Consider the following 23,401-nt stretch of genomic DNA (forward strand, 5'->3'; position numbering starts at 1 on the left):
AGTGCGGGCGTCGTGCCCGCCAACCATTTTCCGGCCGCCCGTCGGGTCTCACGACCGTCTCCCCGCAATCGCTGACATGCCGAAATGGCGCGTGGCCTGTGGTGCCCGCGCCTTGTTCCATCCGACTTCTCGGGAGCTGTGGCGCCTTGACAACCACCGCCCTCTGTGACCACGATTACTCCATCACGTGATAGACATTATCACAGTATGAGAGGAAATTATGAAGGTCGCTGTTCTCGGGCTCGGTGAAGCCGGAAGTCTCTACTCGTCGGGATTCCTCGCGAAGGGCTGGGAGGTGACCGGCTTCGACCCCGCAGACACCGCCACCCCGGCGGGGGTGCTGCGCTTCGACGCCGTCGCCGACGCCGTCCGGGGCGCGGATCTGGTGCTCAGCCTGACCAGTGCGAAGGTGGCCGTGCGGGCCGCCACCGACGCTGCCCCCCATCTGTCGGACGGCGTCTGCTTTGCGGACATGAATGCCGCTGCGGCCGAGATCAAGGCGCAGGTCGCCCACGTGGTCACCGCAGCCGGTGCCTCGTTCGCCGACGTCGCAGTCGTCGGCTCGGTTCCCGCCAACGGGGCGCGCACCGCGCTCGTGATCAGCGGCGACGGATCAGCATCGGCAACAGCATATTTCGAGGAACTCGGCGCCTCGGTCGAGGACATCGGCAGCGCCCCCGGGGACGCCTCGAACCGCAAGCTGCTGCGCAGCACGTTCATGAAGGGCCTCGGCGCGTTGATCGTCGAATCGGTCGATGCCGGGATCGCCGCCGACGCCGAGCAGTGGGTGCGTGCCCAGATCGCCCAGGAGCTGTCCGGCAGTTTCTCCGCGCTCGACCGGTTGCGGGACGGCACCCGCAAGCACGCCGCGCGCCGGTCGGTGGAGGCGGCGGCCTCGGTGGAACTTCTCGACACCCTCAATGTGCGCCCGGTCCTCGCGTCCGCCACGGCACAGGTGCACCGCACCCTGGCCGATGCGAACGGCCGCGCCGCCGACGAACTGCTCGACTCCTACGCCGGGCTCCCGGTCGCCAACATCGGCGACGCCCGCCAGCGCATGGGAATGGTCGATTCGGGTATCCACGCAATGTGGAAGGGTGCACGTATCGTCGGTCGCGCCCGCACGGTGTGGACCCGCGCCGGTGACAACAAGGCGCTGCACGAGGCGCTGGCGAAGGTGCAGCCGGGTGAGGTGATCGTCATCAACGGACAGGGCGACCAGAATCGGGCCCTGATGGGTGAACTGATCGCCGAACGCGCCCGCTCCCGCGGCTGCGTCGGCATGATCATCGACGGCGCAGCCCGCGACATCGACGTCCTGCAGGAAATCGGGTTCGGCGTCTGGGCCCGCGCGGTCAACCCGGCAGGCCCCTACAAGGACGGCCCCGGCAAGATCGACGTCCCGGTCGCGGTCGGCGGTGTCGTCTGCGCCCCCGGCGATCTGGTCGTCGCCGACGACGACGGCGTCATCATCGTCCCGGCCGCCGAGGCGTTCACCAGCCTCGCCGGTGGCCGCGCGGTCGAAGCCGACGAGGCGCAGCGCCGCGCCGCGATCATCGCCGCGCGCAAGGTCGCATCATGATCGCCATCTGGGCGTTGCTGGCGTTCATCGCCTCCATCGTCTTCTGGAATGCGGTCCTCAAACGCAACATCGGCGAGGCGATGATCGTCGGGTTCGTCGTCGTCGGTGCGTTCGCCGGTCGCGACGCCCCGAAATACATGTGGGACGGCTTCGTCGATTCGATGCAGGAGGAAGTGACGTTCGCCGGTTTGGCGTTCATCTTCATGAGCTTCATCCTCGCGAAGACGCCGGTGCTGGACAGGCTCATCGACATCCTCAACTCCTTCCTGGGACGGCTGCGCGGCGGCCCGATCTACACCTCCACTGTCGCGGGCGGCATGTTCGGTGCCATCGCCCACGTCGGGGCCTCGGTCACCGCAGCGGTCGGCTCGGTCACCGTGCCGTGGATGAAACGCTCCGGTGTCAGTGGCGAACTGTCCGCCACCGTCGTCGCCGGCTGCGCCGGCATGGGCGTGACCTTTCCGTTCAGTGCCACCATGTTCATCCTGGTCGGATCGAGCACCGTCACCGGCATGATGGCCGCCGACGACATCATCGTCCCGCTCGCGATCGCCGGCCTCTGGTGCCTCGGCTACCGGCTGGTGCTGAGCTACTACCTGGTGCGCAAGAACGGCCTGCAGCCCATCGCCCCCGAGGACCGCATCCCGGTCAAGCGGAGTCTGCGCGTCGGCTGGACCTCGCTGTTGCTGTTCGTCCCGATCGTGATCCCGCTGCTGCTCACCCGCGGGCCGATCGCCGCCCCCATCGCGCACTACACCGACCTGGTGATGTCGAGTGCCCTGAGCCTGATCACCTGGATCCCGGTCCTGATGATCCTGCTGGTGCTCTTCCTCGGCCGCCGGCACCTGCCCAAGACCACCACGGGCTGGTGGAAGGTCCTCGGCGACGCGGCACCCCAGTTCGGCGTCATCGGCATCACCATCGTCGCCGCGTTCTCCGCTTCGGCGGTGCTGGCCAAGCTGAAGCTGCCTCAGCAACTGACCGCGATGCTCGAAAGCCTCAGCGCACCGTCCTGGTTGATGGCGATCCTCGTCGGCATCATCATCGTCATCATCGCGATCCCGCTGACCGCCTCCGCCACCATGGCCTCGGTCGGCCCCGTCGCCGTCGCCGCACTGGTCGGCACCGGCATCGCCGCCCCCGTGGCCGCGGCCGCCGTCCTGGTGTTCGCGTCCACCGAAGGCGCCTCCCCGCCGTCCGGCGCCCCGATCTACGTCGCCTCCGGCATCGCCCGGATCGACCCGTCGAAGATCTTCATGCCGCTGCTGAAGTACTACTGCGTTCCGATCCTCGGCATCGGAGTGCTCATCGCCCTCGGCCTCCTCCCCGTCTGATCCCGCGACAGGACACGTCATGTTCCAGAAAAGCTTCTCCACCCTCTTCCGCATCAGCGTCGTCGCGTTCCTGCTCGGCGGACTGGCGATCGTGCTCGGCCAGACCGTCGGCCTGATCCTCGGTGACGGCCACATCGTCACCCACGTCGAGGAACTGCTCGCCCCCTACGCCTACGGCGCCGCGGGCATCGCCGGATTACTCGCCTTCGTACTGTCGTACTTCCACCACGGCGGAGAGGAGGACGCCCTCGGAAACGAGGACTCTCCCGCCCGCGCCGCCGAGCACGTCGGATGATCAGTCCTGTGGACACGATCGGTGCCGACTCCACCTACGCCGACCTGTGTTCCCGCTCCGACGGGGCACCGGCGGGGTCCAGTTGGGGAGTCTTCGACGACCCGGACCGGGGGACGGCGAATTTCGCCGGCCCCGAACAGGTCCGGGCCGCCGCGGAGCTCGTCCGCCGCGGAGCCGTGTTCGCCCTCGACCATCCGCTCGGCGCGTTCGATCCGCCGATGGCGCGGTCGCGCACGGCGCCGAAGCACACCATCGTCTCCGCGCACGCCGAATCCCGTGACGACCTCCTCGACGGCTTCTACCTGCAGGCCAGTAGTCACCTCGACGGGCTGCGGCACCGACGGGTGTCCGGGCACGGCTTCTACGACGGCACCCCGGACGACCAGGTCACCGAGAACGCCCCCGCTCTCGGAATACAGGCCTGGTCACAGAACCCGATCGTCGGCCGCGGACTGCTCCTCGACCTCGAGGGGCTGTTCGCGGACCGGGGCGCCCCACTCGATCACGTTCGCGGACCGGCAGTCGAGGCTGCCGACCTCGACGCTGCCCTCGACCGCCAGAACGCCCGGATCCAGGACGGAGATCTGATCCTCGTCCACACCGGCTGGGCGCACTGGTACCTGACCGCCACCGACGACCAGCGCAACGAGGTCCGCGCCGGGCGCCGCTCCACCGGATTCGCGCAGAGTCGCGAACTCGCACGATGGTTGTGGGACAACAAGATCGCCCTGTTCGGCACCGACACCTTCGCCGTCGAGGTCCTGCCCGTCCTCCCCGGCAGCCCCTTCGCCGAGTCCGCTCCCGAGGACGCCGGCATGATGCACCAGGAACTGATCGGCAAACTCGGCGTCCCACTCGGCGAACTGTGGAACCTCACGGCCCTCGTCGAGGACAGCCGCCGCACCGGTACCTGGGACGCCCTCGTCACCGTGAAACCGCTCAACTTCGTCGGTGGCGTGGGTTCACCGTGCAACGCGACCGCCATCCGCTGACCGTTCTCGCACAATGATAAGTTCGATCGAAAGTGGGTCCATCGAGGAGGACAAATGGCGGCGCCGACCAACAACATGCGTTCCCTGGACCGCGCGTTCGACGTCCTCGGCGTCCTGCAGGACGCCAAGCAGCCACTGCGATTGAGTGAGGTCGCCCGGCACGCCTCTCTGCACGTCGCCACCGTCCAGCGCATCCTCGGGGTGCTCCTCGACCGCGGCTACGCAGCGCGGATCGGTGACACCTACACCGCAGGCCCCGCCGCGCTGGCCGTCGCCCACGCATTCATGGTCACCAACCCGCTCAGCGTCCTCGCCCAGCCCACACTGCAACAACTCGCCGCCAACACCGGTTTCACCGCGTCGATGTACGTGCGGGTCGAAAACTCGCGAGTCCTGATCGCCCGAGTCGAAAGCGAACACCCGCTCAGCTACATACTTCCCGTCGGCGAGCGCCTCCCGCTGTACCTCGGCGGCGCCGGCAAGACCATCCTCGCCCACCTCGGCTCCGAGGAACTCGAGACGATCCTCGCCGGCATCGGCGACGTCCCCCTCGCCGGCGGCGGCACACTGCGGAAGGACGAACTGCCCGCCCAACTCGACAAGATCCGCAGCGACGGCTTCGCGGTCTCGGTCAGCGAACGCCTCTTCGGCATCGTCTCCGTCACCGCTCCCGTCCGGGCCGTCGACGGCACCCTCGTCGCCGTCCTCGGCGTCACCGGACCCACCGACGCCCTCGACGACGCCCAGATCGCGCACCTGATCCCCGAAGTCCGTCGCGCCGCCACCACCCTCGGCGCACGGGTACCGGTCACCGGCTAGCGGATCTCTCCACCCCGGTTCCCGCGCGACCCGTGTGGGCGGCGCGGATCGGTGAGGACGCCATGGATCGTTAGGGTGTTGCCATGGAGCGCCGGATCGACGAAGCCGTGGTCCATTGGGTCGAGCACGGCGGTGGTGTGCCGATTGTCGCCCTGCACGGCGCCGGCGTGGACCATCGCGAGATCGAGGCGGCGATCGAGGTCGTCGTCCCGGGCACGGGGTACCGGCGGATCTACCCGGATCTGCCGGGGATGGGCCTCTCGACAGCGGACGGTCTGACCTGCAACGACGATGTGGTGACGCTGCTCGCCGACTTCGTCGACGGCCTCGGTGCGGGCCCGGTGATGCTGGTGGGGCATTCGTACGGCGCCTATCTGGCTCGTGGTGTGGCCGCGCGGAGGCCAGACGTGGTGCTCGGTCTGGCGTTGGTGTGTCCGGTCGGCGACCGGTCGCGGAACGTGCCCGACCACACCGTGGTTCGTCAGGACGCCGATGCCTACGACGAACTCGACCGCGCGCTGTGGGCGGGGTTCGACGAGTACTTCGTCGTGCGCACCCGGGTCACCGCTCGCCGCTACCGCGACCATGTGGTGCCGGGTTCGACGCTCGCCGACGAGGAGGCGCTCGGACGCATCTTCGCCGGGTGGGCGGTCGACGTCGGGTCGGGTGTGTTCCCGGGGCCGACGGTGATCGTGGCCGGCAGGCGCGATTCGGTCGCCGGGTACGCCGACGCGTGCGAATTGCTCGAGCGCTATCCGCAGGCCGCCCTGGCTGTCATCGAGGACGCCGGTCATGCGCTCGTGCACGAGCGGCCCGAACTGCTCGCCGCGCTGTTCGTCGACTGGCTCGATCGCCTCGATCGAAATAGTTCCGGAGGCGATGTCGAGAACCGGTGATCGGCTCCGTCCCTGGGGTGAATGCGGCCAGAATGGGTCGCACCCGTACCGAGGAGAACATGATGGCCAAGTACCTTCTGCTCAAGCATTACCGCGGCGCGCCTGCGGCGGTCAACGACGTGCCGATGGCGGAGTGGACGCCGGAGGAGATCTCGGCGCACGTGCAGTACATGCAGGATTTCGCGACCAAGCTGGAGGGGACCGGGGAGTTCGTCGACGGTCAGGCGCTTGCTCCGGAGGGGACGTTCGTCCGCTATGACGGTGAGGGGCGGCCCCCGGTCACCGACGGCCCGTTCGCGGAGACGAAGGACCTCATCGCGGGCTGGATGGTGATCGACGTCGAATCCCACGAGCGGGCGCTCGAACTGGCCGGGGAGCTGTCGGCGGCGCCGGGTGCGGGCGGGAAGCCGATCCACGAATGGCTCGAGCTGCGACCGTTCCTGTCCGCGCCGCCGACCATCTCGGACTGCCACGGTGGATCAGGCCTCGAGGCCTGACAGTTCCGGCCGGCATCGAAGCCCCGTGGCAGGCTGGGCCGAGGGGAACCGATTCGGACGACCCCCTCGGCCTGGCCACACGAAAGGGAACGTCGCTGATGACCGTCCGTACCGTGCACACAGAGGCGGGGCGACTCTCCGGTGACCACACCGACGGGGTCGCCCGCTTCCTGGGAATCCCCTACGCGGCAGCCCCGGCGGGCGAACGCCGATTCGCACCGCCGAGCCCGGCCGAACGATGGGCGGGGACCAGGGCCGCCACCGGATACGGCGCGACCGCACCCCAGCCGCAATTGCATCCCACTCAGGCGAGTCTGGCGCCGCTGGTCGGGCCCGGATGGGTAACCGGAGACGGCAACTACCTCAATCTCAACGTCTGGACACCCGACCCCGGCACGAGCGGGCTCCCGGTGATGGTCTACCTCCACGGCGGCGGGTTCATGATCGGCTCGGGTGCCGCACCGGCGTTCGACGGCACCGCGTTCGCGCGCGACGGCGTCGTCCTGGTCACCGTCAACTACCGACTCGGCGCGGAGGGCTTCCTCGCGCTGCCCGGTGAGATCACGAACATCGGACTGCGCGACCAGATCGCCGCACTGCACTGGGTTCGCGACAACATCGCCGGGTTCGGCGGGAACCCGGACAACGTCACCGTCTTCGGCGAATCGGCCGGCGGCACCTCGGTCGCGTTCCTGCTGCACTCCCCGCCGGCCACCGGACTGTTCCGGCGTGCGATCGTCCAGAGCGGACACGACGAGATGGCCCGCCCGCTCGCGCTCACCGAAGAACTGACGAAGGCAGTCGCCGCCCGGCTCGGAACCTCCCCGACCGCAGACGCATTCCGAGCATGCTCTGCCCCCGACCTGCTGCGCGCGCAGGGCGCCCTGCTCAGAACCGCACCCCGCCCAGACCTGCGCGACGACAACGGTTTCGACCCGGGCCACGGACGCGCACTGTTCCTCCCCACCACGGGGGACGACGTCCTCCCCGACCCGGTCGGGGTCCCGAGCACCCACGCGCGCGGCGGCGAGCTGTTGATCGGCACGACACTCGAGGAAGCCAACCTCGGTTTCGGTGCCGACGGGTTCGCCGCCTTCGACGCGGACGACGCGGTCGCCGAACTGGCCGCCACCTACCCCGAGGCCGAAGCGCTCCTGGAACGACACCGTCTCCACGACCCGGCCGTGACCCCCGCGCAGGCACTCACCGCCGCCTACACGGACCTGATGTTCCGGTCGCCGAGCCGCCGCACCGCGCACCGTCACCCCGGCCCCGCTTACGTCTACGAATTCGCATGGCGATCACCACTGCACGGCGCAGCACACGGCCTCGACGTTCCCTTCGTCTTCGACACCACACAGACATGCCGCGGCCTCATCGGCGACGACGCTCCGGACGCCCTCACCCGTGCGATGCACCGAACCTGGCTCGACTTCGCAGCGCACGGGGATCCCGGCTGGCCCACCTACGACATCGCCGGACAAGCGATGAAGTTCGACGCCGCCCCCCGACTCGGCGAGGACACCGCTCCCGACGACATCGGCGCCGGATTCAGTCGGTGGCCTCGTCCCGTCGGCGAGCAGGAAACACGACACGAACGGTCAGTGCGCTGCCGGTGAGGAGTGCTCCGACAGCGCACCACGGTGCGGCGAGGGGCCACCCGGTGGACGGCACGGCGTCGATCAGGGCGCCGACGGCGACGGATCCCAGCAGGACGGCGGCTCCACCGATGGAGGCGAACACGCCGTAGTACGTTCCGAGCCGGCGGCCGGAGGCCATGCGGGCAATCGCATCTCGTGCGACGGGCATGGCGATCATCTGGCCGAGTGCGAGCAGGAGTACGAACGCGGCGGGTGGAATCAGTCCGGGTATCCCGCGGGGTTGCGCGGGGACGGCGACGGCCATGACGGCGAAACCGACGGCCATGACGGCGAGGCCGAGGGGAAGCGCGGCGTGGGTGTGCGCCCGTTTCGTGATGGGGAGTTGGGCGGCGACGACGAATACCGAGGACAGGGCGAAGAACCAGCCGAGCGGGGATTGCGAGCCCCAGGCCCGCTCCACCTCCAGCGGCAGCAGCAGGTACAGCTGGTTGTACGCGACCAACTGCGTGCTCATCGCCGCGGCGAAGAGGAGGAACGGCCTGTTTCCGAGTACTTCCCGCCAGCCGTCGCGCCAACTGTCGGTGGCGTGGACGCCGGGCCCGGACGGCAGCCACCGCAGGTGCGCGAGCAGGATCGCGACGAATACCCCGGCTGCGGAGAGGCACGCGGCCGAGAAGTCGGCGAGCAGCAGGACCGATCCGACGAGCGGCCCGGCGAACGACCCGATCTGCCCGCACACGTTGAACAGTGCGAACGCGTCCACCCGGGACCGTCCCCCGTCCTCGGTTCCGCCGGCGGCCGTGGCGAGCGCCGATTCGACAGCGGGCGAGAACAGCGCGCCCGCGAACCCGGTCAGGACGGTCGCGACCACGATCCCGGGCACGGACGTGAACAGTGCCAACCCGGCGAAACCGAGGATGCGGCAGACACAACCGGTGAGGACCACCGGTTTGACGCCCCAGCGGTCGGCGAGCGAACCGCCGACGAAGAACAGCCCCTGCTGCGAGAAGGTGCGGAGACCGAGCACGGCGCCGACGAACGCCGCCCGCAGACCGAGATCCTCGAACAGGTACACCGACAGGTAGGGCAGCACCATGAAGAAGCCGACGTTGAACGCGAGTTGGGTGAGGACGAGCAGCCGGACCTCCGGGGTCGCCGCGGCCAGACTGCTCAGCAGCGACCATCGACCCACGAAGCGCCGGCGGGTGTCCGTCTCCGTCACGAGTTGTCGTTCCTCAGTGGACGGGAACGGGAACCGGACCCGGCTCGAACAGGATGGACAACCGCCCCTTGGCCTCGTCGACGAGTACCTCGGCCCGGACGTTGTACACCTGGGCGATCAGGTCCGACGTCAGCACGTCGGCGGGGGTTCCGCCGGCGACGACGCGACCCTCCTTCAGCACGATGACGGTGTCGCAGAACATGGCGGCGAGATTGAGGTCGTGCAGGGCGATCACGCTCGTGACCGGCAGCCGCGTGACGAGCGAGAGCAACTCCAACTGGTGATGGATGTCGAGGTGATTGGTCGGCTCGTCGAGGAGCAGCTCGCGCGGTTGTTGCGCCAGGGCACGGGCGATCTGCACTCGTTGCTTCTCGCCGCCGGACAGTCTGTGCCAGAGGCGATCCGCCTTCGCAGCGAGGCCGGTGTGCTCGAGAGCGGCGGCGACGGCGGCCTCGTCGGCGGCCGGGTTGCCGCCGAACGTTCCGCGGTGCGGGATGCGTCCGAGTCGCACCACGTCGCGCACACTGATGTCGACGTCGGTGTCGGCGTGCTGGCTCACGACGGCGACGGCGCGCGCAATGTCCTTGCGACGCACGGTGGTGAGGTCGTTGCCGTCGAGGGTCACGACACCCGAGGTGGGGCGGACGACGCCGTTCAGCAGGCGCAGGAGCGAGGACTTGCCGGATCCGTTGGGTCCGAGCAGACCCACCGTCGCACCCTGTGCCGGTGTGACGGTGACACCGTCGACGACCAGTGCGCCCCCACGATTCCAGGTGACGCCGTTTGCGTGGAGTGTCACTGGGCTCTCCTTCGCCGGGACAGGATGACGATGAACGCGGGAACGCCGACGAGGGCGGTGCCGACACCCACCGGCAGCGGTGTGGGTGCGAACGCGACCCGGGAGACGGCGTCCACCCACACCATGAAGACGGCGCCCATCACCGCGGTCGCCGGGATCAGCCGACTGTGTGTGGGGCCCACGAGGAATCGTGCGGCGTGGGGGAGTACGAGTCCGACGAAGCCGATCGCCCCGGCGACGCTGACGAGGGTCGCGGTGATGATCGCCGTGACCACCAGCAGCAGGAGGCAGACCTTGCCGACGGCGATGCCGAGCGACGCTGCCACCTCGTCGCCGAAGGAGAAGGCGTCGAGGACGTACGCGTAGCGCAGGCACAGGGCGGTGCCGGCGAACACGACGATCGCGCACAGGGTCACGTCGTCCCAGCGGACGCCCTCGAGGGAGCCGAGTAGCCAGAACATCACGCCGCGGGTCTCGTCGGAATCGGCGAACGCGAAGATGACGAACGACGTGAGCGCCGAGAACAATTGGGTGCTCGCGACGCCCGCGAGGATGACACGGTCGTTGTTGCCGCCGGAGATGTGGGCGAGCAGCAACACGAGCCCGAACGCGACCAGTGCGCCGATGAATGCGCCTCCGGACAGTCCGAGCGCGGCGCCACCGACCCCGAGCACACCCACCACCACCGCGCCGGTCGACGCACCCGACGAGATCCCCAGCACAAATGGATCGGCGAGGGGATTGCGCAGCAGTGACTGCATGATGACGCCGCAGAGTCCGAGTCCGGCGCCGCACGCGGCGGCGACCAGTGCCCGGGGCAGGCGCTCCTCCCACACGATCGCGTTCTTCGACAGCCGCACCGGAATATCCGCCAGCCCGGTGTGATTGAGCAGCACGTCGCGGACGTTGACCAGTGAGACGTCCGCCGGTCCGAGCGTGACTGCGACGAGAATCGACAGTCCGAGCGCGACGATCCCGCCGGCCGCGATCAGGGTCCCGAACACCCACCGCCGCCGAACCGGTACGGGGACACCGGTGTCGGCGTGGTCGAGGGTGGCGGTCAGGACGGGACCTTCTGATCGCGCAGGCCGGCAGCGACCTTCTCGAGGCCGTCGACCGCGCGGATGGACGGGTTCATCTCGGCGCCGTGCAGGGCGATGTACCGCTTGTTGCGCACCGCGTCGAGGTTCTGCGTCACCGGATCGGATTCGAGGAACGCGATCTTGTCCGCCAGCAGGTCGCCGGGGAAGCGGTTGCGGAGCAGGTCGCCGAGAATCAGGACATCCGGGTTCCGTTCCACCACGATCTCCCAGCCCACGGGCGACCAGTCGTCGGTGAGATCGGAGAACACGTTGGTGGCACCGACGGAGCGGGCGAGGAGGCTCGCGGACCCCAGACCGCCGGCCACGTACGGACTCTTGGTGTCGGCGAACCAGAATGCCGTCGACGCAGTCGACTTCTCGATGGACGCCAGTGCGGCGGTTTCTCGTTCTTTCAATTCGTCGATCAGCTGTGTGCCGCGCTCGGTCACGTCGAACACCGCGGCGAGCTCACCGATTTCCTGGTACAGCGCGTCCATCGTCAGCGGGTTCGTGCGCTTGCCGCCGCCGTTGATGCTGACCCCGTTGTCGCAGTCGGTGGGAGACAGGTACGACTCGACTCCGGTCTCGGCGAACCGGGCGCGCTCCGCCACGCCACCCTGCTTGAAATGCCGGCCGAACGACGCCGTCACGAAGTCGGGATCGGCGTCCAGGACCACCTCGTACGTCGGGGCGTTGTCCGCGAGCCGCGGCACCGACGCGTTGGCCACCGCGAGGTTCTCGCGGATCGGGTCCGTCCATGACGCCGTGCCCACCAGCCGGTCGGCGAGGCCGAGCGACAGCAGGATTTCGGTCGAACCCTGGTCCAGTGACACCACCCGCTGCGGCGCGGCGTCGACGGTGACCTGCTGTCCGCAGTTGTCGAGGACGAGGGGGTAGCTCGTGCTGCCCTCGCCGGTCGACGCGGCGCCGGAGTCGTCGACGGTTTCGGATTGCCCACAGGCGGCCAGGGTGCTCGCCAGTACTGCAGTGATGGCCACGAGGCCGATTCGGCCCACGGATGTTCTCACGCTCGTCATGCTTTCTGTTCGTCCAGGATCAGCGCCCCACTCGGGCGTCGATCCCGGCTGTCGAACGAAAAGAGCGATCAGCACGTGCACGCGAGGAAGCGCGTGAACGTTATCACGAAGTAAACCTAACCTAATTTACTGGTGTGGTCTCGGCCTACTTCGTCGAGGCCAGCGAGCGCAGGAAGAACGCCAGGTTGGCGGGGCGTTCGGCGAGGCGGCGCATGAAGTAGCCGTACCACTGCTCGCCGTAGGGGAGGTAGACCCGCAGGTGCTGCTGCTCACCGATGAGCCGCAGTTGTTCGGCGTCCCGGATGCCGTAGAGCATCTGGAGTTCGAATTCGTCGACGTCGCGGCCGTTCGCCGCTGCATACTGCAGTGCGGCGTTGATCATGGCGGGGTCGTGCGAGGCGACCATCGGGTAGCCACGGCCGTTCATCAGGATCTGCAGACACCGCAGATAGGCGTCGTCGACGGCGGCCTTGCCCTGGTACGCGACCGAGGCCGGTTCTTTGTAGGCGCCCTTGCACAGCCGGATCCGGGATCCGGGGCCGGAAAGATCCTTGCAGTCGGCCTCGGTGCGCTTGAGGTAGGCCTGCAGTACGGTGCCCAGCGACGGGAAGTCCTGCCGCAGCTCGCGCACGATGGACAGGGTCGAGTCGGTGGTGGTGTGGTCCTCGGCGTCGACGGTGACCCATGCCCCGGCTTCCTCGGCGGCGGCGCAGATCTTGTGCGCGTTCTCGAGCGCCACCTTGTGCCCGTCCCGGGGCAGGAACTGACCGAGTGCCGACAGCTTCAGGGAGACCTCGATGTTGCGTGGCTCACCGGTGTGCGCACCGGCGGGTGCGAATTGCGCCAGCGAGGACAGCAGCGTGAGGTAGTGCGAGACGGTGCTGTTCGCCTGGGCGAGGTCGGTGGTGTCTTCGCCGAGGTAGTCGATGGTGATGTAGCGGCCGGAATCGAGGATGCCCGTGGACGCGGTGACGGCCTGGTCCTCGGTTTCGCCGGCGACGAACCGGTCGACGAGGTTGCGGGTCACCGGGATCTTGGTGATGGTGCGTTCCATGCGGGGGGAGCGGGCGGCGGCGAGCAGCGCCGGACGGAGCAGATCGGAGGCGGCCATCAGATGTCCTGGTGGGGGTAGTGGTGGTCGGTGGCGGGGACGAACGTTTCCTTGATGGTGCGGGCGGAGGCCCAGCGCAGCAGGTTCTGCGGGGAGCCGGCCTTGTCGTTGGTGCCCGACGCCCGGGCTCCTCCGAAGGGTTGCTGTCCGACGACGGCGCCGGTGGGCTTGTCGTTGATGTAGAAGTTGCCGGCCGCGAATCGCAGGTCCTCGGTGGCTTTCGCGACGGCGGTGCGGTCGTCGGCGATGACCGCACCGGTCAGCGCATACTTCGAGCCCTTGTCGACCAGGTCGAGCACGGTGTCGAAGGATCCGGCGGCCGAGTCGTCGTAGACGTGTACCGCCAGGATCGGCCCGAAGTATTCGGTGCGGAACGCGTCGTCGGTGGGGTCGTCACCGAGCAGCACGGTGGGGTCGACGAAGTAGCCGACGGAGTCGTCGGCGTGGCCGCCTGCGGCGATGGTCAGGCTGGGGGTGGCCTTGGCGCGGGTGAGGGCGTCGGCGTTGCGGTCGAAGGCCCGCTTGTCGATGACGGCGCCGCCGAAGTTCGAGAAGTCGGTGACGTCGCCGTATTTCAGGTCGGACACCTTGTCGATGAAGTCGTTGCCCATTTTCGCCCACACCGATTTCGGGACGAACGCGCGGGAGGCGGCGGAGCACTTCTGCCCCTGGTAGTCGAAGGCGCCGCGGATCAGGGCGGTGGTGAGGGTGTCCGGGTCGGCGGAGCTGTGGGCGAGGACGAAATCCTTGCCGCCGGTTTCGCCGACCAGGCGCGGGTAGGAGTCGTAGTGGGCGATGTTGGTGCCGACCTGACGCCACAGGTGCTGGAACGTGGCGGTGGAGCCGGTGAAGTGGATCCCGGCCAGGCGACGGTCGGCCAAAACGACGTCGGAGACGGCGGCGCCGGGGCCGTTGACGAGGTTGATCACGCCGGGCGGCAGGCCGGCGGCCTCGAGGAGTTTCATCGTCCAGTACGCGGCCACGGCCTGGGTCTCGGAGGGCTTCCAGATCACCGTGTTGCCCATCAGGGCGGGGGCGGTGGGCAGGTTGCCGGCGATGGCGGTGAAGTTGAACGGGGTGATGGCGTAGACGAAGCCCTCGAGGGGGCGGTATTCGACCTTGTTCCACACGCCGGGGGAGGAGATGGGTTGGTCGGCGAGGATCTGCCGGGCGAAGTGGACGTTGAACCGCCAGAAGTCGATCAGCTCGCACGGGGTGTCGATCTCGGCCTGGTACGCGGTCTTGGATTGGCCGAGCATGGTTGCGGCGGAAAGTGTTTCGCGCCACGGACCGGACAGCAGGTCGGCGGCGCGCAGGAACACCGCGGCGCGGTCCTCGAAGGAGAGGGCTCGCCAGGCCGGGGCGGCGGCGGTGGCGGCGGTGACGGCGTCCTGGATGTCCCGGGCGCCGGCGTTGGTGAAGGTGCCCAGCACCGCGGCGTGCCGGTGCGGCTGCACCACGTCGATCGTCGGGCCGTTGCCGCGTCGGTGCTGCCCGCCGATCACGTGGTGGATCTCGGTGGGGTTCGATCCGAGTTCGGCGAGCTTGGCCTGCAGCCGCGCCCGCTCGGGGCTGCCCGGCGTGAAACTGCCGACCGGCTCGTTGACCGGCTGCGGGGTGGTGGTGACGGCGTCCATGAAACCTCCTACGAGATGTGGCGGCGAGTGGACCGCCGCAACGAACTAGTCACAGTGAACACCGGAAAAGCCGCTGGTTGATGAGTCAGCCGAACAAATTATGGTTCACTGAGTTGTACGCTTGGCCAAGCTGCTTTTCGATTTCCGAACTGGAGACATCACCATGAGCCGCCGCGATCGACCCGTATCTCCGATCCCGGAGAAGGAACCGGACGAGGTCGAGATCATCACTCTGCGTGAGCTTCTCAGTGCTCTCGACACCGCGGTCGTCGAACTGGTCGAGGCTCCCGCCGGTGACGACGTCGTCCTCGAATCGGTCGCCCTGGTCGACGGCACCGATCTGGCCGCCGAGATCGAATCGCAATCTCCGCTGCCGGACCTGCTGTTGCACGTCGGGGTCGGCAAGGCCGAGGCGGTGCGCTGGTTCGATCGCGTTGCGCAGCGGCCACCGGGACAGCGACCGCGCGCAGTGATGTCGAAAACGGCAGTCGACCCGCGCGCACTTCAGGCCGCGGCTCGCCGCGCCGGTGTCGCGCTGGTGGCCGTGCACCCGAGGGCCCGGTGGGACCATGTGTTTCCCCTGGTGCAGCGCATGCTGGACCGTTCCCGTCGGCTGCAGACCGGTCTGGGAGACCAGGAACTGCTGGCCACCGACACCGACCTGTTCGGACTCGCCCAGATCGTGGCCCAGAACTCCGGCGGGATGGTGTCGATCGAGGACGCGCAGTCGCGCGTGCTGGCGTATTCGTCGTCCGACGAGTCGGCGGACGAGCTGCGGATGCTGTCGATCCTCGGCCGCGAGGGACCGCGGGACTATCTGCGCGTGCTGCGGAAATGGGGCGTGTTCGACCGGCTTCGCAAGAGCGACGAGGTCATCGACGTCCCGGCACACCCGAAGCTCGGTACCAAGCGGCGGCTGGTGGTCAGCATCCGGGAAACCACCGAAGGGGCGAGTGTGTCCCGGCTGCTCGGCTCGATCTGGGTGCAGCAGGGCGACGCACCACTGACGCCGGACGCGGCCGACGTGCTGCGGGGCGCGTCGGCGATTGCCGCACGGATCATCTCACGCACCCTCAACGCCCCGTCCACGGAGGCGTTGCTGATCCAACGGCTGTTCGGTGCGCGCGGGGGAGGGGTGGACGTCCCGTCGGTGGCCAGTGCCCTGAATCTGCCGGTGACCGGCCCGGCCGCCGTCGTCGGGTTCGCTCCGACCGCCACGGACACGGCAGCGCCGATCGGCGACTTCGCGGAATCGGGCAGCATGCTGCGCCTGCACGCCAGTTCCTTCAGCCGCGACTCGGTGGCCACCATCATCGGCGACCGCGCGTATGTGCTGTTGCCGCGCTACAAATCGGCGAACACCGTCGCCGCTTGGACCCGGCAACTCGTCGACCAGTTCGAAACGAAACGGTCGATCGTCCTCCGGGCGGCGATCGCCGTCCCGGTCATGGATCTCGGGCACGTCGCCGGCGCGCGGACCGAGGTCGACCGGGTCCTCGACGGCACCGCCGCCACCTTCCCGGAGGGGCGGGTGACCACCCTCGCCGAATCGCGCACCGCGGTGCTGCTCGGCGAGATCCTGGACCTCGTCGATCAGCACCCCGAACTTCACGATCCACGATTGGATGCTCTGTTCGAGTACGACACCACACACGCGTCGAACCTGAGCGAGAGTGCTGAAAGCTACCTCGCGCATTACGGCGACGTCCGCAGCGCCGCGGCGGCCGTGCAGGTGCATCCGAACACCCTGCGGTACCGGATCCGCCGCGTCGAGGAAATCGTCGGGGTGGATCTCCAGGACGCCTCCGATCGCCTGCTCCTCGAGTTGCAACTCACCCTGCGCCGACGCCGCGATCGGGAGAAGCCCGCCACCTGAACGGGTTCGGAACCGTGAGACAAGTACTGCAAGTACCCAAGGGTGAACCTGCCATTCGACGGAAACAGCATGACTGGTCCGTGACTGTCCCGGGGGTCCTCCGTCCATTTCGAACGGCGGAATGCCTATCCGACGTGCGAAGCCGAGGTCCGCGGCCCTCGTGGGCGCGGACCGGGGGAGACACCGAGCACGACGAGCGGGCGACGCTCTTCGTCCGGCAGCGCGTCGGCCCGCCACTTCTTCACCGCTCGATAGAGCCACTGGCCCAGCTGTTCTCCGTCGGCGGTGACGTAGTTCGCAGGAACGAGTGCGTTGCCGTGCTCTTCGCGGTAGGCGGCGATGGCGGTGAGCATTCGTCGCCGCTTGCTGTCGGCCGGTGACACGGCCGGGAGCGGGACGGCGTCATCGCTCCACAGGAAGCCGATCGCGTCGAGTTGCTGGATGCGTTGGGGCGGCAGGGTGCCCAGCATGCGGGCCACGCGCTGGCGATCCTGCCAACGTCCGAGTCGGAAACCGCAGTCGGTGACGTAGTCGGAGGGCATCACGCTGCGCGGATGCTGGTGTCGAAAGGCGCAGTAGAGTTGCAAGGCGGAGGCTGCGGACTGGTTATCTCGCATCGAGATCGCATCCTTGTGAGAGCCGTGAAACATTGTCCGGGTAGTCATTAGTTCAAGTATGTCAAACACATTGACGATCTGTCACGGAAGTCGGCTCGTGTTGGGGTGCAATTGTGTGCGAATGACCGTCCTTGCGGGCGTTACACCGCCATCTCCCGTGTCTTCTGCGCCAGCTCGCCGAGGCGCCGGGCCCGGGCGATCTCGGCCGGCGTGAACGGCTCGTCCGCCGACCGCACGAAGATGAGCAGCTCATCACCCGACGGGATCTCGACACTCGCTGCCGTGGTGGGAACGTCGCTCACGCGCGTATCGACGTATTGGGCCCCGAGGAGTTCCGCGATCGACAGGGGAAGTTCGGACGGATCGGCCACCACCCGCGACGCCAACGTCAACGCCTTGGTCTGGCCGTCGATCAGGGCGAGCGCCGATGCCGGCCAGATGCCGACATCGTGACCGCCGCCTGCGCGAACGGCATTCGACAGCGCCTCGGGCGACGTGTCCCGGCACGCTCCGACGATCAATTCGTCGAGTGAACCGCCGTCCAGGTGATGGACGTGCACGGTCAGGATGTTGGCGTCCAGCTCCGCGAGGTTGCGGGCCAGCGATTCCAGCTGCCCCGGGCGATCGCTCACCCGGACACGGATGCGCCAGAGCGACTGTCCGGTCGCGAGGTGGCCGTGCTTACCGTCCGCGGGACCGTGCAGCCACCCGCCGAGGAGCCGCATCGCCGACGGCTCGACCACCCAAATGACCAACACGGTGGTGGTGACGGTGAGAACCGCGACAGTGATCAGATAGGAGACGTGGAAATGAATGACCAAGGCATGGAGCAACAGCTCGACGGGAAATATGGCGCACAGCTTCGCCAGCGCCAGACGAACGCGGCGGGGATGCGGAAGCCGGCCGCACGCCTCGCACGCGTTGACGTGAACTCCGGGTTCTCTCACGGGATCGTTCATGCACCCACTGTCGTCCCGCAGTGTTGCGAAGCGGTTTCCTCGCACGGTCGGCGATGTGACGGTCATCGTGAAATACGTTGGCGTGCAGCGGACATGTGGCGCGGCAGACATGTGGTGCGGAAAACACCGCGCGGCCGGTGTGAGCGGGAACATGGAAGCGCCGCTGCCGCCGGGGACTGGCGCCCGGCAGCAGCGGCGTGTTCGGGGAGAACTCAGCGCAGTGACGCCGCGTCGCTCAGGTCCGTTCCCCGAGTCTCCGGGGCCATGAGGAAGCTGACGAGTGCGCCCACTCCGGCGATACCCGCGGCGATGTACATCGTTGCGGAGAGTCCGAGGTTGGACAGCGCCCACGGGGTGGCGAACGTGCCGATCGCCGCACCGATCCGGCTGATTCCCGTGCACAGGCCGACGGCGGTGGCCCGCACCTCGGTGGGGAACAGTTCGTTGGGGTAGATCCATTCGAGGATGGAGGGTCCGCCGTTGAAGAGCGCATAGATCGCGAACGCGAATGCGATCACCCACAGGCCCGCGTCCGGCTTGATCGCGAGGAACAGCAGTCCGAGACCGGAGAGCACGAAACCCCAGATCAGGATCGGCCGTCGCCCCAGTCGATCGACGAGGAGCAGTGCGACGACATTGCCGATCAGGAAGAACAGGTTGATGAGGCCGTATCCGATGTGGGCGAGATTTCCGGAACCGAGGTTGAAGAGTTCGAGGATCTGCGGGCCGAAAGCGTAGATGGCGAACAGCGTCACGATCGTGCACGTCCAGAAGATCGAGATGAACACGACGCGCTTCAGGTATCCGCCGCGCATCAATCCGCGGATGGACGTGCTTCCCTCTTCGTCGGGCAGGTCGTCCAGCGTGGCATCCGTCCCGATCGTCTTTCGCAGCACGGTGAGTGCCTCGTCGGACCGCCCCTTGCTCAGCAGCCACCGGGGAGACTCGGGGATGCTCGTGCGTGCGACGACGATCAGGGTGGCGGGAACCGCGGAGGAGAGCAGCATCCACTTCCATCCGTCGGGGTTGCTGAGCAGCAGGTATCCGACGAACGCGGCTGCCGTTGCACCGACGAACCACATGGCGTTGAGGCCGCCGACGAGTTTGGCGCGCCACGCCTTCGGCGCGAATTCCGTCACCAGCGCGGTGGCGATCGGATAGTCGGCGCCGACCGCGATGCCGATGATCAAGCGCAGTATGAACAACTGCATCTCGTCCGCGGCGAAGAACTGCAGTACCGAGCAGACGATGATCACGATCAGGTCGATGGTGTACATCAACTTCCGGCCGATCCGATCGGTCACCGCACCGAACACGGCCCCACCGAGGAACACCCCGATGAGCGCGGAGGATCCGATGAGGCCGGCCCACAGTGCGCTCATGTCCCACTGTGCCTGGATCTGCACCATCGCGATGCCGATGATGCTGAGGATGTAGCCGTCGAGGAAGGGGCCGCCCGAGGAGAAGAGGGCGAGCTTGGCGTGAAAGCCGTTGAGTCTGGCGCTGTCCAGTGTGACGCCCGATCGGGCGGAGACGGTGGTGTCGAGGTTCATCTGAGGAATCCCATCGGGGGTGTGGGCTTGAGGGTGTGTCCCCACGTGATGTGGTTGCTGCCACAGTAGGAAGAGAATTCGCGGCGCGGAATTACCAATCTCCTACCAATTCATGCTCTGTGCTTATCAATTCGCCGGGTCGACGGCCGCGATCCCGTCGATCTCGATTCGCTTGTCGCCGCGGAACCGAGCAACCTCGACAGTCGTCCGCGGCGGCAGGGGAATGCCGTCCAGCCGGGCCAGGTACGCGGTGTTGTATTCGTCGAATTCCGACAGGTCGGCCAGGTACACCGTGGCCTTCAGAAGGGTGTGCAGGCCACCGCCCGCAGCGTGGAGGGTGGCCTCCAGATTGTCGAGCGCGACCCGGACCTGGTCGCCGATCGCGGCCGGGGTCCGTCCGTCCGCGGTGGTGGGGATCTGCCCGCAGGCCCAGATGGTGCCGGCGAACACCGCCGCCCGCGCGTACGGTCGCTCGGTGCCCGCGGGATGTGGGACGAGTTCACGCTGATCAGTCACGAATGTGCCTCCGGGACGAGGAATCGCCTGCCGAGTTCGTAGGCGCGCGACCACGTCGCGACATCGACGAACACGCCGTAGGAGACGGCGTGACGGTAACGCGTCTCCCGTTCGGCGGCGGTGTGGACGGGACGGGACAGGTGTGCAGCGAGCGGCGCGGTCTGGAGGAGCGTTCCCGCGCCGATGGCCGGTACTCCGGTGGTGAGCGCCGCGACGGCGGCGTCGCGGTACATGTCGCCCGCTCCCGTCACGACGGTCGCGTCGGCCGGGTGCCCACCGTCGTCGAGCGTGACCAGGCACAGCGTGGCACCGGACCGGGAGACGGCGTGCAGGGCGTACCAGGCGACGGCCTCGTGATCGACGATCCGGGGCAGGAGAACCGGACGAGACTGCGACAGGGCCAGATCGACCGCCGGCGGACCCGTGAGCAGTGCACTCCGCGGTGACCGGTCGACGATGTCGACTTCCGGACCTCTCGTCAGCGTGACGTCGGCGGCCCCGGCCGGTGACTCGAGTTCGGCGATCGTCGCCAGGAGCGTGTCGATGCCGTTGCGGGCGTGAAGTTGCATCGCCGTCACGACGTCGGCCGCGCCACCGGCTTCGCCCGCGCTGACGCCCGCGGCGTAGAGGGCGCGGAATGCCGTCTCGCGAACCTCCCGTACCGCCAGCCTGATTCGGTTTCCCGGCGGGAGAGCGGTGACGTCTTCGAGGGTGTGGGTGAGCATGTCGGTCATCGGCGTTCCTGTGATTCGGGCAGTCCGGGGAAGACGTCGTCGAAGATCCGCAACCAGTTCTCGCCGAGGATCTTCGCGATGGTCGCGTCGTCGAGGCCGACCTTCTGCAGGCACTCGGTGAGAACCGGGAAGTCCGCCGGGCCCGAGAACCAGTTCGGCCACATCGGCCACTCGGGTTCGACCGGATTCTGGCTGGGCGGTCGCCAGCGACCGTTCCGCAACCACGCGACGTAGTCCTCCGACCAGTTGCGGGTGCAGTCACTACCGATCGCGACGTGGTCGGGACCGATCTGGTCGACGAGCCGCGCGACCATGACCGCGAAATCAGCGCTGGACGTGGCTTCCCCACCCAGGACGTTCGGGTAGAGGCAGCAGCCGATCACACCGCCGCGTGCGGCCAGCGCGTCGATGACCTCGTCCGGTTTGTTGCGGGGACTGTCGACGAACCAGGTCGGGTTCGAATGGGTGATCGCGACGGGCGTGCGCGATGCGTCGATCGCGTCCAGGCAGGTGCGGTTCCCGACGTGGGAGAGGTCGACGAGCATGCCGACCCGATTCATCTCCGCAATCATGATGCGTCCGAACGCGGTGAGTCCAGAATCGTGCTCGTCGTAGCAGGCGCCGCCCGCCAGGTTCTGAATGTTGTAGGTGAGCTGCGCGACGCGCACCCCCAGCCGGTGGAAGATCTCCACCATGCGATAGTCGTCCCCGAACGGGGAGGAATTCTGGAACCCGAGCAGCACGGCGATCCGGTTGTCCCGCTTCGCGTTGCGAATGTCGTCGGAGGTTTCCGCGAGGGTGACGATGTCGTCGTTCTCGGCGGCGAGCTGATACCACTGTGCGACGGCGCCGAGCGTGTCGGCCGGACCGTCCCACACCGCGCAGGTGGCATTCACGCCGGTGACCCCACCGGCGCGTAGTTCTTCGAGGACTTTCCGGTCCCAGTTGTTGATCCGTGAGTCTTTCGGCGCAAGCCCGGTCCTTCAGGGCCGGGGTAGCCGATCTGGTTTTGTCGGACGGTGTGGCTAGTGTCTGGGTTATGGCGGGGAGGGTGGTGAAGCGGGCGTTCAAGTACCGTTTCTATCCGACTGCGGTGCAGGCCGAACAGCTTGCTCGGACGTTCGGGTGCACCCGGTATGTCTACAACCGGGCACTGGCCGAGCGGACGCGTGCCTGGTCGCAGGAGCGGCGGCGGGTCACCTACGCGGACACCTCGAAGATGCTCACCGGATGGAAGCGGGACCCCGAGACGGAGTGGTTGGCGGAGCCGTCGAAGGGGCCGTTGCAGGAATCGCTGCGGCAGTTGCAGGGTGCGTTCGAGAAGTTCTGGCGCACGCAGACTGGCTACCCGCAGTTCAAGAGGAAGGGGCGGTCGAAGGATTCGGCGACCTACTTCTCGAACTGCTTCATTTTCAGGGATGGGCAGGTCCGGTTGGCCAAGCAGTCCGAACCCCTGGACATTCGGTGGTCGAGGCCCTTACCGGAGGGGGCCGTGCCGTCGCAGGTGACGGTGTCGCGCAATGCTCGTGGTCAGTACCACATCTCGATCCTCGTCGAGGACACCATTCCCGAACTCGAGCCGGTCGATCGGGTGGTCGGGCTCGATGCCGGGATCACCAGCCTGTACACGCTCTCGACGGGGGAGAAGATCACCAACCCGCGCCATGAGCGCGCGGATCGTGAGCGGTTGGCGAAGGCGCAGCGGGCACTGGCCAGGAAGGAGAAGGGATCGCGTAATCGGGCCAAGGCCCGACTGAAGGTCGCGAAGATTCATGGTCGGATCGCTGATCGGCGTCGCGATTATCTGCACACACTTTCCACTCGGCTGGTGCGCGAAAATCAAGTGATCGCCATCGAGGATCTGAGTGTGCGGAACATGGTGAAGAATCGGTCGTTGTCTCGGGTGATCTCGGATGCGGGGTGGTCCGAGTTCCGGTCGATGCTCGAGTACAAGGCCGAGTGGTATGGGCGGCGGGTGGTGGCGGTCGATCGGTTCTGTCCGTCGTCGAAGACCTGCTCGGTGTGCGGGGTGATCGCGTCGGCGATGCCGCTGGATGTGCGGGTGTGGGCGTGCCGGTGCGGCGTCGTCCATGATCGGGATGTGAATGCGGCGAGGAATATTTTGGCCGTCGGACTGGCGGTGGCAGCCTGCGGAGATGGTGTGAGACCGCCTCGCACATAACGTGTGGGGCGGCGACTGTCGGTGAAACAGGAATCTCGGGACGTGAGTTCCGAGGGGAAT

General features: G+C 67.7%; 22 protein-coding genes. 10 read left to right on the forward strand and 12 right to left on the reverse strand.

Translation table 11 applies throughout. The features are described from left to right. The first annotated feature begins 220 nt into the window (after window positions 1–220). From JWS14_RS25130 to JWS14_RS25165, 8 genes are all read left to right on the forward strand, one after another. Window positions 221–1,582, forward strand: a complete 1,362-nt coding sequence (locus tag JWS14_RS25130; RefSeq protein WP_206014657.1) for an RraA family protein — start codon at window positions 221–223, stop codon at window positions 1,580–1,582. Then, entirely contained in the window at window positions 1,579–2,916 is a 1,338-nt protein-coding gene (locus JWS14_RS25135; RefSeq protein WP_072939070.1) for a TRAP transporter large permease subunit, read from the forward strand. Before JWS14_RS25130 ends, JWS14_RS25135 begins: the two co-directional genes overlap by 4 nt. Before the next feature lie 19 nt (window positions 2,917–2,935). Beyond that, on the forward strand, window positions 2,936–3,211 hold the full coding sequence (locus JWS14_RS25140) for a hypothetical protein (protein ID WP_095863146.1): 276 nt from the start codon (window positions 2,936–2,938) through the stop codon (window positions 3,209–3,211). Window positions 3,212–3,219: 8 nt separating this feature from the next. Then, a complete protein-coding gene (locus tag JWS14_RS25145) occupies window positions 3,220–4,203 on the forward strand; it encodes a cyclase family protein (RefSeq protein WP_241031460.1) in 984 nt (327 codons plus the stop codon). A gap of 54 nt (window positions 4,204–4,257) precedes the next feature. After that, window positions 4,258–5,022 carry an IclR family transcriptional regulator gene (locus JWS14_RS25150; protein ID WP_206014659.1) on the forward strand — a complete coding sequence of 255 codons (765 nt, stop codon included), beginning with the start codon at window positions 4,258–4,260 and terminating at the stop codon, window positions 5,020–5,022. A gap of 83 nt (window positions 5,023–5,105) precedes the next feature. Beyond that, complete coding sequence (locus JWS14_RS25155) at window positions 5,106–5,918, forward strand: alpha/beta fold hydrolase (RefSeq protein ID WP_206014660.1); 813 nt, start codon at window positions 5,106–5,108, stop codon at window positions 5,916–5,918. A 62-nt stretch (window positions 5,919–5,980) separates the two neighbouring features. Then, window positions 5,981–6,415: a YciI family protein gene (locus JWS14_RS25160; protein WP_206016180.1), complete on the forward strand. Its 435-nt coding sequence runs from the start codon at window positions 5,981–5,983 to the stop codon at window positions 6,413–6,415. Between the two features lie 98 nt (window positions 6,416–6,513). Further along, window positions 6,514–8,034 (forward strand): carboxylesterase/lipase family protein, encoded by a 1,521-nt coding sequence (locus tag JWS14_RS25165; RefSeq protein ID WP_206014661.1) that lies wholly within the window; start codon window positions 6,514–6,516, stop codon window positions 8,032–8,034. On the opposite strand, the gene JWS14_RS25170 is transcribed toward JWS14_RS25165, so the two are convergent. From JWS14_RS25170 to pruA, 6 genes are all read right to left on the reverse strand, one after another. Further along, complete coding sequence (locus JWS14_RS25170) at window positions 7,967–9,238, reverse strand: MDR family MFS transporter (RefSeq protein WP_241031461.1); 1,272 nt, start codon at window positions 9,236–9,238, stop codon at window positions 7,967–7,969. The genes JWS14_RS25165 and JWS14_RS25170 overlap by 68 nt on opposite strands. Window positions 9,239–9,251: 13 nt before the next feature. Next, window positions 9,252–10,037 carry an ABC transporter ATP-binding protein gene (locus JWS14_RS25175; protein WP_206014662.1) on the reverse strand — a complete coding sequence of 262 codons (786 nt, stop codon included), beginning with the start codon at window positions 10,035–10,037 and terminating at the stop codon, window positions 9,252–9,254. Continuing rightward, complete coding sequence (locus tag JWS14_RS25180; protein ID WP_206014663.1) at window positions 10,034–11,041, reverse strand: FecCD family ABC transporter permease; 1,008 nt, start codon at window positions 11,039–11,041, stop codon at window positions 10,034–10,036. The genes JWS14_RS25175 and JWS14_RS25180 overlap by 4 nt, the downstream gene beginning before the upstream one ends. Window positions 11,042–11,097: 56 nt before the next feature. Then, window positions 11,098–12,147, reverse strand: coding sequence for an ABC transporter substrate-binding protein (locus tag JWS14_RS25185; RefSeq protein WP_206014664.1), 1,050 nt, complete (start codon window positions 12,145–12,147; stop codon window positions 11,098–11,100). Window positions 12,148–12,301: 154 nt separating this feature from the next. After that, window positions 12,302–13,267 (reverse strand): proline dehydrogenase family protein, encoded by a 966-nt coding sequence (locus tag JWS14_RS25190; protein ID WP_206014665.1) that lies wholly within the window; start codon window positions 13,265–13,267, stop codon window positions 12,302–12,304. Next, window positions 13,267–14,904 (reverse strand): L-glutamate gamma-semialdehyde dehydrogenase, encoded by a 1,638-nt coding sequence (pruA, locus tag JWS14_RS25195; protein ID WP_206014666.1) that lies wholly within the window; start codon window positions 14,902–14,904, stop codon window positions 13,267–13,269. The genes JWS14_RS25190 and pruA overlap by 1 nt, the downstream gene beginning before the upstream one ends. A 163-nt stretch (window positions 14,905–15,067) precedes the next feature. Between pruA and JWS14_RS25200 the strand changes: the two genes are divergently transcribed. After that, complete coding sequence (locus JWS14_RS25200) at window positions 15,068–16,780, forward strand: PucR family transcriptional regulator (protein ID WP_206014667.1); 1,713 nt, start codon at window positions 15,068–15,070, stop codon at window positions 16,778–16,780. A 125-nt stretch (window positions 16,781–16,905) separates the two neighbouring features. Here JWS14_RS25200 and JWS14_RS25205 read toward each other — a convergent pair whose 3' ends face one another. The 6 genes from JWS14_RS25205 to JWS14_RS25230 all read right to left on the reverse strand — a co-directional run bounded on the left by JWS14_RS25205 (window position 16,906) and on the right by JWS14_RS25230 (window position 22,112). Continuing rightward, window positions 16,906–17,397 carry a helicase associated domain-containing protein gene (locus tag JWS14_RS25205; RefSeq protein WP_206014668.1) on the reverse strand — a complete coding sequence of 164 codons (492 nt, stop codon included), beginning with the start codon at window positions 17,395–17,397 and terminating at the stop codon, window positions 16,906–16,908. A 140-nt stretch (window positions 17,398–17,537) separates the two neighbouring features. After that, window positions 17,538–18,356 carry an ACT domain-containing protein gene (locus JWS14_RS25210; protein ID WP_072939536.1) on the reverse strand — a complete coding sequence of 273 codons (819 nt, stop codon included), beginning with the start codon at window positions 18,354–18,356 and terminating at the stop codon, window positions 17,538–17,540. A 212-nt stretch (window positions 18,357–18,568) separates the two neighbouring features. Further along, on the reverse strand, window positions 18,569–19,909 hold the full coding sequence (locus JWS14_RS25215) for an MFS transporter (protein ID WP_206014669.1): 1,341 nt from the start codon (window positions 19,907–19,909) through the stop codon (window positions 18,569–18,571). Between the two features lie 126 nt (window positions 19,910–20,035). Beyond that, window positions 20,036–20,425 carry a RidA family protein gene (locus JWS14_RS25220; protein WP_206014670.1) on the reverse strand — a complete coding sequence of 130 codons (390 nt, stop codon included), beginning with the start codon at window positions 20,423–20,425 and terminating at the stop codon, window positions 20,036–20,038. Beyond that, window positions 20,422–21,159, reverse strand: a complete 738-nt coding sequence (locus tag JWS14_RS25225; protein ID WP_206014671.1) for a hypothetical protein — start codon at window positions 21,157–21,159, stop codon at window positions 20,422–20,424. Before JWS14_RS25225 ends, JWS14_RS25220 begins: the two co-directional genes overlap by 4 nt. Next, complete coding sequence (locus JWS14_RS25230) at window positions 21,156–22,112, reverse strand: membrane dipeptidase (RefSeq protein ID WP_095863158.1); 957 nt, start codon at window positions 22,110–22,112, stop codon at window positions 21,156–21,158. Before JWS14_RS25230 ends, JWS14_RS25225 begins: the two co-directional genes overlap by 4 nt. A gap of 86 nt (window positions 22,113–22,198) precedes the next feature. On the opposite strand from JWS14_RS25230, the gene JWS14_RS25235 reads away from it, so the two are divergent. Continuing rightward, entirely contained in the window at window positions 22,199–23,341 is a 1,143-nt protein-coding gene (locus JWS14_RS25235) for an RNA-guided endonuclease InsQ/TnpB family protein (protein ID WP_206014672.1), read from the forward strand. Window positions 23,342–23,401 lie beyond the last annotated feature (60 nt).

This window comes from Rhodococcus koreensis, from assembly GCF_017068375.1.
GTDB lineage: Bacteria > Actinomycetota > Actinomycetes > Mycobacteriales > Mycobacteriaceae > Rhodococcus_F > Rhodococcus_F koreensis.